The 12,223-nt window shown below is 37.8% G+C and carries 8 protein-coding genes; 7 read left to right on the top strand and 1 reads right to left on the bottom strand.

Features of this window, described 5'->3' with window-relative positions:
• Positions 1 to 6 precede the first annotated feature (6 nt).
• The 7 genes from NSS81_RS08150 to NSS81_RS08120 all read left to right on the top strand — a co-directional run bounded on the left by NSS81_RS08150 (position 7) and on the right by NSS81_RS08120 (position 11,678).
• Entirely contained in the window at positions 7 to 705 is a 699-nt protein-coding gene (locus NSS81_RS08150; protein ID WP_342433003.1) for a tetratricopeptide repeat protein, read from the top strand.
• 2 nt (positions 706 to 707) lie between these two features.
• Positions 708 to 1,679 (top strand): 6-bladed beta-propeller, encoded by a 972-nt coding sequence (locus NSS81_RS08145; RefSeq protein ID WP_342433002.1) that lies wholly within the window; start codon positions 708 to 710, stop codon positions 1,677 to 1,679.
• A gap of 167 nt (positions 1,680 to 1,846) precedes the next feature.
• A complete protein-coding gene (locus NSS81_RS08140; protein WP_342433001.1) occupies positions 1,847 to 3,409 on the top strand; it encodes a cytochrome c3 family protein in 1,563 nt (520 codons plus the stop codon).
• A gap of 338 nt (positions 3,410 to 3,747) precedes the next feature.
• Complete coding sequence (locus NSS81_RS08135; protein ID WP_342433000.1) at positions 3,748 to 5,973, top strand: Ig-like domain-containing protein; 2,226 nt, start codon at positions 3,748 to 3,750, stop codon at positions 5,971 to 5,973.
• 256 nt (positions 5,974 to 6,229) lie between these two features.
• Positions 6,230 to 8,431, top strand: coding sequence for a hypothetical protein (locus tag NSS81_RS08130; protein WP_342432999.1), 2,202 nt, complete (start codon positions 6,230 to 6,232; stop codon positions 8,429 to 8,431).
• A 579-nt stretch (positions 8,432 to 9,010) separates the two neighbouring features.
• Positions 9,011 to 10,112, top strand: a protein-coding gene (gene prfB, locus NSS81_RS08125) for a peptide chain release factor 2 (protein ID WP_342432998.1) whose coding sequence is annotated in 2 segments (ribosomal slippage) — positions 9,011 to 9,082 and positions 9,084 to 10,112 — 1,101 coding nt in all. Because the reading frame shifts where the segments join, the coding sequence is not laid out codon by codon here.
• Between the two features lie 231 nt (positions 10,113 to 10,343).
• The gene (locus NSS81_RS08120; protein ID WP_342432997.1) at positions 10,344 to 11,678 is read left to right on the top strand and encodes a NapC/NirT family cytochrome c; all 1,335 of its coding nucleotides are present in this window, start codon (positions 10,344 to 10,346) and stop codon (positions 11,676 to 11,678) included.
• Positions 11,679 to 11,896: 218 nt separating this feature from the next.
• Here the strand turns inward: NSS81_RS08120 and NSS81_RS08115 are convergent, their stop codons facing one another.
• Positions 11,897 to 12,211, bottom strand: a complete 315-nt coding sequence (locus NSS81_RS08115) for a hypothetical protein (RefSeq protein ID WP_342432996.1) — start codon at positions 12,209 to 12,211, stop codon at positions 11,897 to 11,899.
• Between the last annotated feature and the right edge of the window lie 12 nt (positions 12,212 to 12,223).

Below are 12,223 nucleotides of genomic sequence, written 5' to 3'. Positions count from 1 at the left end.
TTAAGTATGGAAACAGAAAAGATACCTCAGGAAGTAGAGGGAAAAACAGCAAAGAAGCAGCCAAGGACTTTCAAAAAGAGAACGAGTGTTCTGCTGTTGCTTATCACTTTAATCATTTCAGTAGGTACAGGATATGCTCTTGGTCACTTGTATTTTTGGAATGACCTTGATATGAAAAGAGTGAAGGAGCAGCTCGCGTATTACAAGGAAGAGGTTAGAAAAGATCCAGCAAATCTGCAAAACCGTATTGTGTTAGGTTATACCTATTTCTTAAAAGGTGATAATGAAAAAGCAATTAAAGAGTTTGATTTCGTTCTAGAACAAGACAAAAATTATTATGATGCCCATTACAATTTGGGCTTAGTGTTTTTAGATGAAGAGCGTTATAATGAGGCGCTGATTGAGTTCGAAAAGACTGTAAAAATCGCTCCTAAAGACTTTAAGGGACATGTGCAAATGGGAATCGCTTATCGCGGGTTAAAAGAGTTTGATAATGCGACAAAGGCACTGGAACTAGCTAACAAGTTAGCTCCAACAAACTCTGATATTATTTACCAAATTGGAATGGTTGCTGAAGCAAAAGGTGATTATGAGGACGCGATTCTTATTTACAAGGATGCTCTTGCATATGATCCATTGTATACCGACGCAGTAGATGCCCTAGATAGACTGAAAGATAAAGACACAAAGGCTAAGGGTGAATAACGATGAAAAGACGTAATGTGTATATTGGAATGGCTCTCATTGTTATAGCCACGGCAGCGGTTTTTACCTTCTTATTTCTAAATAATACAAAAGCAATTGATACTGGATTATTAAAGGTTCTTGATCCAAAAGGGGCACCAAATTACAGTATGTCGCTCACTGGTGACTTTGACAAACCACTCAAAAAGCCCATGGATGTAACAGCAAATGAATCTTTTACCTATGTATCGGATACGGATAATAAACGTGTTCTAGCATTTGATGTCGGCGGAAATTTACTCTTTTCCTTTGGCGAGGATGGTTCTGGTGAGGGACAATTTAAGTTCCCATATGGGATTTCGACAGATGAAAAGGGAAGAGTTTTCGTAGCAGATTTATATAATGGAAATATCTCAATTTTTGATGAAAAAGGTAAATTTATCGAGTACTTTGCTCCTGAAGTAAGCAAGGATGGGAAATTTTCATCTCCAGCGGCGCTGCGTATTCTCGATAAGAAGGTTTATGTAACAGATATAAAGGACAATAAAGTATATGTGTTTGATATGAAGGGTAAGTTACTCCTTGAAATTGGTAAGCCTGGTACAAATGAGGGTGAGTTTAACGCACCAAATGGGATTACCGCTGATGAGGAAGGTGATATTTACGTAGTTGATACAGGAAACCAACGAGTGCAAATCTTCGACAAAAAAGGGAAGTTTGTAAAAATAATTAATGGTTCCAATAATGGAAAAGGTGAATCCATTTTTGTTAACCCTAGAGGAATTGGCTTCGACAGCCGCGGTATTATGTACGTTGTCAGCAACCTAACCCATGTGGTATATGGTTTCGACAAGGATGGTAAAAAAGTATTCCAAATGGGTGGCATGGGTGAACAAAATGGACAATTCTACCTCCCTAATGGATTGTTCGTCGACCAGAACGATAATGTTTTCATCACCGATACAGTTAACCTAAGGGTTCAAGTTTTCAACTAATAGTCAGAAGCATAATAAAAGAATCAAATAAGTAAATAACCAATTTCCTTCACATTTAAGGGGGGTGGTATAGAAAAGTAAGTACAGATTGTTTTTTCATAACAAATCAAAGAAAAAGAGAGAAAAAAGAGAGAGAAAAAGAGAGAGAAATTTGGGAGGTTTTAAGAATGAAAAAGTTTAGTTTAAGCTTTTTATTTGCACTTATGCTGTTTGGCATATTTGCAATCGCAGCTTCTGCAGAAGGTCCAATGGTTCCAGGAACAGCTGAACCTGTAAACCAGAACGCAAACAAAACTGCTGAGGGTGTTGACACAAATGACGGTACCACTGCTGGTACGGTAATTAAAAATTTACAAGGTCATAAGACTCACACTTCTTATCAAAATAATACAAACTCTTGTGCAAGCTGTCACCAAACACATACTGCAAAAGGCGATCAATTGTTATTTGCTGATGGTGTTTATAATACTTGTACTGCTTGTCATGATGGTACTTTAGGATTCTTAAACGTTTTTACTCCAGGTGAATCGGCTTCTGCGACTGGAGCGGGTACTTTCGGAGGTTCTCACGGTTCTTCTATGCATATGTCTAACGATTCTGTGAATATCAGTGCTGCTCCTGGTGGAAATCCAGCTGACCAAACTGATGCGGACACATCTGATGACAAAATTAGAGGCACAATGTGGGGAGAAAAATTCAACTGTGCAAGCTGTCACGCTCCACACGGATCTTACTCTGACCGTTTATTACAATACAATCCAAACGGAATTGCTTCAATGCCAGCTTCTAAAGGTGGTAACCAATTAGAAAACGTTCCTGTTGTGGATGCATTACCAGCTGTTGATGCTTCAGCTCCTGCTGTAGTATTACTACGTACAGAAGATGTTGATGGTAAAGTAACCGTAGCTCAATATAACAAAGGTGCTTCTGCTTACACAAAATCTACTGCACCATGGTTATATGGTTATGACAGTCGTACAAATGGTCTATCTTACTGGTCACGTTTAGTTAAAGCAGATGCTACTCCTGAAACTACAGATGATATAATTGCTGCTTACGGTTCAACTTCAGGTGTTTATTTCGATTACGAACATGCTGAAGCATACTCTACCTCTACTGCAGGTGCTGATGCACTTAAAACTGCTGGTAAAGGTTTCATCGCTCGTCCTGTAGTGGTTCAAATGGCCCAAGAGGGACCATATAACCACACAGTACAAAGCGCTTTCTGGAGTGGTGCCCCTATCGCTCAATTTGGCGGTAAATCTGAACAAGAATTAAAAGACCTTGGCTACACAGTATCTGCTGGTACTGTTAAAAACGTCGGTGTTCAAATGTCTAAATTCTGTGCAGCTTGTCATACTGACTACTTAGTTTCAAACAGTACTAGTGGTGGTTCTCACTTCGGCGATGAAACTGCTGCATACCGTCACAGCACAAACAGCGATAGCTACACTTGCGTACGCTGCCACTTCTCTCATGGTACTGATGCTTACATCATGAAGGATGCTCAGGGTAAGACGATTGCTGACTTAACTGCAACAGGTGGAGCATTTGTAGGTGATGAGACTGGAGCTCTTGGTTACATGCAAGACAACAACGCTTCTTCAGCTCTTAAGAAGTTCACTAACATGTCAGTATGTTGGGCATGTCACAACAGCTCTCATGCTGAGACAATTAAGAACGCTGAGCGTCGTGCTGATCACCCAAATGGAATGCCAACAGGCAATTAATAAAATAAGCTAACAATTAGCTGCAACTAATTATTAGCTCAAAGAGTAAATAGCATGGAATAAGGTGTTATGCTTCGGCATAGCACCTTATTATTTGCTGTAATTTTAACATTTCAGTCATAAAATTGTCAAATATATCTATTTACAAAATATGATATTAGTGCCTTGACTTTGTAGTTATTTCCTTTGAATAGTAATCTATATTTTAACATTATATATATGAATATTTGTTGAATTATCTCCCCATTCTCTAGAACCTTCCCTTAAATAGGAATAGAATATATATTGAGAGAACAACATTTTGCCACTGCAAATATAGTAGAAATGAGAGGTGCTAAATGAGGTATAGAAGCCTTCTAAATAAGACCAAATTTCAAGTACTTGTCATACTTGTTTTATGTATTCAAATGTTAGGTCCCCAACAATGGTTACCAATTTCAAGCGTTAATAGTGAAGGAATTACTGGCACCGAGCCTAAGATAACGATCACTTCTCCAAAATCGGATGAGTTTTCAAACGTAGCTAACGTAATTATTTCCGGTACAGTTGAAAATTATATAGCAGGGATGACTATTAGCATTTTTATTGGTGCGGAGAAAAAAGGTACATCATACATTGTAAACGGGAATAGCTGGAGTATTACGGATGTTTTTTTTCCAGAAGGCACACATAATATAGAAGCTAGGCTTGTCGATGCTGACGGGATAACTGTTGCCTCCACGACTATAACTAATCTTACAATTGATTTTCCACCCGCCATAAAGTTTAAAGACTTGGATGAAGGTGGCTTCTCAAATTCTCATTCGATTGAGTTAATTACTGAACCGAATGCAACTGTGCAAATTTGTTTGAAAGATTGTACTGAAGAGGCTTCTAGTACATGGATAACTGTCGAGAAAAATAGTAGTGAGAAATGGATTTATACTAATCCGCAGCTGGCAGAAGGCCCTCAAACCGTTTATGCAAGAGCGATAGACTTAGCTGGGAATGTCGGAACACCGCAAGGTATTACTTATACTAAAGATACGTTACGTCCAACTATTGTATTGGGTAGTATTGTTCCAGCTTATACAGAGGATATGACGCAAGTTTCAATAGACACGGAAATAAAATTTAGGGTTTCAGATGCCAATGCATTAAAGGAAGTAGACATTGACAAAAGTATCAGTGTTACAAGTAATGGTAAGGATGTTCCGGGAGACATCAAATATAACTCGGACACAAAAGAAATTTCATTTATACCTTCAGTAAAGCCTTTAACAAGGAGTACGAAATATAATGTTTTTATTAGTCCGTTAGGAGTTATTGATTCTGCAGGTAACAGTGCTTTTCCTAAGTTTTGGTCATTTACGACGGAAAGCACTCCACCAATTACAGATGCAGAAAGTGGACAAAAGCTTTATGAAATAGATTATAACGGAAAAAATGGTGAAAAAGTTCACCGGGAAAGTCCTCATGCAGCTTATGCAGATAATGTGAATGTCTGTGTCAATTGCCATAATACACACGAAGCAAGGAATCAAAACCTATTAGAACAGAAACAGAATAGTGAAAATGGTAATACTGATAAACATGTGGATGATTATTGCATGGCCTGTCATGATGGTACAGTTGCACCTATGCCTGAAAATAGCCAAGCTAGACACAAGCATTCTGCAGCAATTGATATTGCAGGAAAACCGAGCGGCAGCTCCTGTGCAAGTTGTCACAGTCCACATAATGAGAGTTCAGAAGGTAATCCTAATTTAGCACCCGATCAAATTACTTATACGCATGATTCTGGTATCCTAAAGGACGACAAGCCCGTTGGAAAAATAAATAGCAAAGAACAATTATGTGAGTCCTGTCATGAATCCGGTCTTGGTGAACTGTTTGCACAATCTGAAGTAGACGTAGAGTATCGAGTCTTCCAATATAAAAAGAATATTAGTGCAATCGGAATCTATGAAGATTTTGATCTCTGTCTTCGATGTCATAATTTGAATACCAAAAATAAATATAGTAAAATTGCGGATATCGCAAGCTATTACAATAATTTGACCGAAGAAACCAAAAAAAATTATGAAACAAATCCTGAATTATCTTACTCCGATAGGGAGTTTACATCAGACGAGATGCAATTTTCCAAGCATATTATTAAAGCGCAGGATGGCAGTCCGCTAGCGGGGCACCTTCCTTGTGCAGAGTGTCATGATACACATGGGTCTAACAATATTAAGCAACTTAATACATCGTTAGGACATAGTAATATAAAGTCCTTTACTGCCGAGGATAAAAATGAAACAGAACCAGATAGTCAAGTTGTAAAAGTTAATATTGGTGGCAAGGAGATCGAGTTTAAATTATTATCTGATAAAAAGGAACGTGATTTCTGCTTGGCATGTCACAGTGATGGTAAAACTGCCGTTTATGGGGTCGAAGGTAAGAAGTATGAGTCAACTCGTCCAGAACATACAGCATATCCAAGCGAGCCCTGCTCATTCTGTCATGGAAGAGGGGCAAATAAGGTTGAAAGAGCCTTAAGTGCTGCACATGCACCTAAAACAGGAATGGTACCAGAGTAATAATTGAAATCGGGAGGATTTATTCTTCCCGGTTTTTTTTATTGCAAACACTTATTCATTTAATGAATTTTTATGATATAATGTTCTTAAATAAGAACGAGTTTGTTCTTTTTGTTTATAAAAGTTTTATATACAACTTGCTGATTACAGATCTATTAATTAGGTCTGTTTGTTTTTTTTTTAGTATGGTTTGAGGGAGGGATACGATGATAGTTAAAGATGATTTTTATTAGAGATTATAGAGAGGAGTATAAAAATGTCTCGACAAGTGGGAAGTTTTAGATTAGAAAGTAAACTATCATTTATTTTCATCTTATTTTTTTCTACAATTTTAATTTTAAGTACCTTTAATGTTTCAGCGGTTGATACTTACTATACGAATCACTATCCTGCCAAAAACTCAACAATCACCGTCTCTAATCCAAAAATATCGGTTTATGTAAAAAGCGTCAATGAGTTAAATGATTCAAGTGTAATGTTGTGGATAAATGGTAACCAAGTAGATGCATCCTTTTTTTATAAGGGCAGTTGGGTGAATGATTATTACGAAGGACGCGTATGGCGAATTAGTGACCGCAGGGAAGGAACGATAAGTTTTGATGCTTCTAATCTTACAGATGGTGTAAACAAGCTTGAGGTCAGTATCAAAGATAAGTCTAGCACACCGAATATAATTAGTGACACCTGGAGCTTCACCGTAAAGGAGCCTCCTAAGATTAACAACATCAGCCCTGCTAATAAAAGTAAACAAACTACTTTAAACAAACTAACCATGGTGGTAAGTGATAATACTTCAGTCGATTGGGACACTGTTCAGCTTAAGATAAATAACGTAGTTAAAAGCCCGCAGGAAATCAATACGGAAACTGGGGTGATTACCTATAATCATGACTTTACAACAGGCAGCTATACGGCCGTACTTGAAGTAATGGATAGCGCAGTAAATAAAGGAATAAAAACTTGGAACTTCATCGTAGATTCTGTTGCACCAGAGCTCGTTAATGGTTTTAAGGATGGTACGGCCATCACTGATGGCCCCCTAAGGATAAATATGCAGTTAAAGGATTTAGTAGATATTAAGGACAATGTAACATTAAAATTGGATGGTGAAGATTTACCTTTTGATTTTAGGTTTGAAGGCTACGTTGATAGCTATTATGGAAATTACATTATAACTTCAAGAAATAAAGCTTATATATCATACGAGGGAATGGTTTCTAATGGCAGCCACACTTTAGAATTATACAAGGAAGATGAACTCGGTAACCATATCACTCGCACATGGAATTTTTCTGTGTCTGTAAAGCCGGTAATTTCCAATGTATATCCGATTAAGTATGGTGTGACGGATTTAAAACCAACTATATCAGCGGTTGTAAAATCTCCAAATGGTTCAGTAAAGCTTGAATCCATTGTATTGAAGGTAGATGATAAGGTAGTAAGTCCAAATTACGATCAAGATTCTGGATTAGTAAGTTTTACACCAACAGAAGATTTAAAAAATGAAAGTAACCATACTGTTAATTTAACTGTAAATGAATCAGGGTACTCCACGGAAAAAGAGTGGAGATTTTATGTAAATACCTATCCAGATATGAGTGATTCCAATTATACAGCTTGTATAGCATGCCATGATGCTTCTAGTTATACAGGATCAAATGGAGTATTAGAGGATGTTCATAAATCTCTTAGCTTTGGAGGAACGCATTCCAGAAACCGTTGTGCAAACTGTCACAATTATATTACTGTGGAGGCAGGATGCAGTCAGTGTCATGATGACCCAGATGAAGGTGCCTATGCCTATGCTCCTCATGGATCAACACCAACGATTCATTATCAACCTAAAAATTTTGACCCTGCTATCCCGCTTCGTGTAACCGGAAATCGTGAGATGAATGATTGTATAATCTGTCATCAGCCAGGGGTTAGTGTAAAGGGTTATGAAGGTTACTTAGCGCAGCCAACCAGAATATTAAACAACCACGACATCCCAGAACTCCACAAAACCTCCGACGATTCCTGCACAAAGTGCCATGCACAATCTCTCACCCACGAACATGCCCGTGATGATCGGACCGAAAAGGATGGTAACCCTATCAGCTGTAATACATGTCACCAAAGTTCGGTTCCTGAAGTCGTGAAAGCAATCAGTGAGAAGGATACTTCTTGTTCAGCATGTCATGGTGAAGCTTCACACGATGAACTTCACGTTTATGAACAGATGGACAGTAACTGCGTAGGCTGCCATACCAATACACTAACCAAAGCACACAAAGCAGTAAATGTAACCTGTGCTAATTGTCATGATAGTCAGAATCAAGTTGTGGTCAACGCAATTGCCAATAACGATAAGGCATGTCAAACATGTCATACTGATCCAATCCATCAAAATCAGCACATGGATTGTTCTACGTGTCATAAGGAACCACTTCCTAACATAAACATTCCGGCACATTAGACTAAAGTTAACTCAAATTTCACAATAAAAACGAGAGGATTCGTCCTCTCGTTTATATTGTGAAACATGTGGATAAGTAAATACCTTGGTAAGGAAGATAATAAATTCTGTAGATAAGTTTGTTGTATATGTAGATATGTGGATAAATATTTACTAAAATAATTAAAAACATGTGAATATCTTGACTTACCCACAACTCATCAGGTGTTTTTTTCGAATTCATTTTACCAGTTGTTGATAAGTGTTGTTTTCTAGTGGGTAGTTGATTTTCTATTTAAAAAGGCTTTAAAGAATACGTTTATTCAGAAGATTACCCATCTTTAATAGAAGTAGGAGGTCTGATTCCGCGAGATTATGGATTGATTCCGCGTGTTACCACTACTATCCTGCGAAAATCTGCCTACATTCCGCTGTTTATTCCATTGATTCCGCGTACCATCCAAATCAAGCCCTTTTTACCAATAAATTAAATCATTTTTTGAAATATCTACTCTATACAAGCTATAATGGATAAGGAACCTGTAAATGACATATTTATATACTAATAACAGATTGCAATTTTTTATAGAGGTGATGGAAATGGAAATATCAGAAATCCGTAATGAACTTGAAAAAACAGCTAAAAAATTAACCGACTTTAGGGGGTCTCTTTGACCTAGAGAATAAGGAAGCACGTATTGCCGGGCTCGATGATGAGATGCTTCAGCCTGATTTCTGGAATGATCAAGAGAAGGCGCAAATTGTTATCAATGAAGCAAATGCACTTAAGGATCAAGTAAATGAGTTTCGTGAGTTAGTGGAATCGTATGAAAATCTTGATTTGACTTATGAGCTTGTGAGGGAAGAAAGTGATGCTGAATTACAGGCAGATCTTGAAGAAGAACTTACCCAACTGACTACAAGGCTAAACGATTTTGAACTTCAGCTGCTGTTAAGTGAAGAATATGATAAGCATAATGCGATTTTAGAGCTGCATCCTGGTGCAGGTGGAACAGAGTCTCAGGACTGGGGTTCGATGTTATTGCGGATGTACACAAGATGGGCGGAGAAAAAGGGTTTTAAGGTCGAAACTCTTGATTACCTTCCTGGAGATGAAGCGGGGATAAAAAGTGTTACCTTGGCAATTAGAGGACATAATGCTTACGGCTATTTGAAGGCTGAAAAGGGTGTCCACCGCTTGGTTAGGATTTCACCATTTGATTCATCTGGTCGCCGTCATACTTCCTTTGTATCATGTGAAGTTATGCCTGAGTTTAATGATGAGATTGAAATTGATATCCGTACAGAGGATTTGAAAATTGATACGTACCGAGCCAGTGGCGCGGGTGGACAGCATATTAATACAACGGATTCTGCTGTAAGGATTACGCACTTGCCAACAAATGTGGTTGTTACCTGTCAGAATGAGCGCTCGCAAATTAAGAACCGTGAGGCAGCGATGAAGATGCTTAAAGCAAAGCTGTATCAACGCGAAATTGAACAGCAGGAAAAAGAACTGTTAGAAATCCGTGGCGAGCAGAAGGAAATTGGCTGGGGCAGTCAGATTCGCTCCTATGTCTTTCACCCTTATTCGATGGTAAAAGACCATAGAACAAGTACCGAGAGCGGCAACGTGCAGGCTGTAATGGACGGAGATATCAATCCATTTATTGATGCTTACCTTCGTTCAAGAATTTCATAATAAAAAAGGGAAACTTGCTGAATGAGTGGCAAGGTTCCCTTTTTTATTAAATGGATACATAACTCAATGGGAGTAAAAATATTTTAAAATAACATTTTCAATGTTAAAATCGGGCAAATATTACTAATTTCTTGAATGACTTTAGACCTAAATTCGTACCAATTATCCTTGGAAATATCTATCTGACAAAAGGGGATTTTGGTAAAATAGTTTAGTAAGAGGGTGATTAGTATGAAATTATGGAAGAATAACAAAAAAGAAACTGAACAAGAATCTGACTGGGATAAGTCACAGGAAACTAACAGGGAAGAGATAAGAAATAAGAAAACATTGAAAAGATGGAGACTGCTAGGTGTTACTATAGGATGTTTTATTACCATGATTGGTATATTATATGGAGCCATCACCTATACCTCAACACCATCCTTCTGCGAAAATTGTCATGAGATGGCACCTGAGCATGTCACGTTTCAGGCTAGTCCCCACAATGAAATAAAATGCACACAGTGCCATATTGAACCAGGTATAAAAAACTTAGTTGTACATAAAGTAGAATCTCTTAAAGAAGTTTACTTTCATATTGTGGGGCCGCCAGACCCAATCGTACAGACAGTAGCTGTAACAAATGAGAGCTGTGAACAATGCCACTCGAGAAATCGATTAGTCACTGCAACTGGTGATTTAATCGTTAATCACAACGAGCATGTGGATAAAGGAATTCCTTGTATCAGCTGTCACAGCGGAGTGGCACACGCTAAGATTGTAGAAAGGGGTATTAACGGCTCATCTACATATGCAGCTTGGACAAAGGAAAACACCAAAAAATTAATGGGTCAAGAATATGAAAAGCCTAATATGGGGACCTGTATTGATTGTCACGATAAGGTTAATCAAGGAAAAGAGCCTTGGAAGGATACAGCCTATATTCTACCCAAAAATAACCATTTCAAGGAACAGGGAACGGTCAAGGAAGTATCTACAGAAAATATTGATTCTCCTGAGGCAAATGCAGGTGTGCTAGAGAGAAATTTACCTAAGAATACCCAAAAAACAATCCTCGAAGCACTAGGCCAGCAACAAACAGATGTAAAGCTTTCGATGGAGTGCGTTACCTGCCATCAGCAAATCAAAGTACCTGAAAATCATGATAAAAAGGACTGGTCAGATAATCATGGTAACAACGCAATTGAACAGCTGGAAGCTTGCCTCAACTGCCATAAAAATTCCTTATGGGTCAAAACATTGGAACGACAAGATATTAGAACATTATTGGCAGATAAAAAACAACCAGGAGTAAATAATAAGGATGGACATTCAGTTACGAGAGAAACAAGCAGCAATTATTTCTGTTACGTGTGTCATGCTACTATGCCTGATAATCACATGGACCGTTACTCATGGTTATATGACAAACATCGTCTTAATTCAGGAACACCAGAAGAAAGAAAAAGCTGTTTTGTCTGTCATGATAATAAAAAGCCAGTTGAGGGAAAATCAAAAGCACCATCTGATGTATACTGTGAATTTTGTCATCAACAGGGTGAGTTTGAGGGCGAAGCGAATTAATAAAGAATGAGATTACGGAAATGTACGATATTTATGATGAAAGTCTAGATGCCATGTATATGTTTGATAACATTTTTATAGCCTCTGCCATATGATTCGGCAAAGGCTTATATTTTTGGATTTTAATTTGCCAATCATGCAGTGTGGGTAATGATAAGTATTTACGGGGAATGTCTTTGGTGAAAGGAAGTAAAAGGTTACTTTAGACTTTTTACTAACTAATTCCTAGGTAACAATGCAAACATTTTATCATGGTGCTCAAGCTTCGTTTCAATATGTTTGAAATGGCTTCTAAACTCAGTTGCATTATTTTCAACTGTTTCTCTAAGGGACTCAATGCTGGCTTCTACCTTGTCTAATCGGTGATCTATGCCATCAAACCGTTGATCCATGCCATCAAAGCGTTGATCCATCACATTCAAACGTTGATCAATTCCATCTAATCGAAGTTCAATTTTATCGAAATGGCCATCAATTTTTTCAAATTGTTTGTTCATTTGATCCATCATTTGCATTAACATTTGCTCCATCATTTTCACCTCCTC

It is taken from the genome of Neobacillus sp. FSL H8-0543 (genome assembly GCF_038592905.1).
In the GTDB taxonomy this organism is placed as follows: Bacteria; Bacillota; Bacilli; order Bacillales; family Cytobacillaceae; genus Neobacillus.
Note: the sequence above shows the minus strand (reverse complement) of the source record. Positions and strands in the feature narration are given on the sequence as shown.

Excerpts from the sequence above, each read along its gene's own strand:
- NSS81_RS08145 (WP_342433002.1), top strand. The coding sequence starts at position 708 with ATGAAAAGACGTAATGTGTATATTGGAATGGCTCTCATTGTTATAGCC.
- NSS81_RS08135 (WP_342433000.1), top strand. The coding sequence starts at position 3,748 with ATGAGGTATAGAAGCCTTCTAAATAAGACCAAATTTCAAGTACTTGTC.
- NSS81_RS08130 (WP_342432999.1), top strand. The coding sequence starts at position 6,230 with ATGTCTCGACAAGTGGGAAGTTTTAGATTAGAAAGTAAACTATCATTT.
- NSS81_RS08150 (WP_342433003.1), top strand. The coding sequence starts at position 7 with ATGGAAACAGAAAAGATACCTCAGGAAGTAGAGGGAAAAACAGCAAAG.
- NSS81_RS08115 (WP_342432996.1), bottom strand. The coding sequence starts at position 12,211 with ATGATGGAGCAAATGTTAATGCAAATGATGGATCAAATGAACAAACAA.
- NSS81_RS08120 (WP_342432997.1), top strand. The coding sequence starts at position 10,344 with ATGAAATTATGGAAGAATAACAAAAAAGAAACTGAACAAGAATCTGAC.
- NSS81_RS08140 (WP_342433001.1), top strand. The coding sequence starts at position 1,847 with ATGAAAAAGTTTAGTTTAAGCTTTTTATTTGCACTTATGCTGTTTGGC.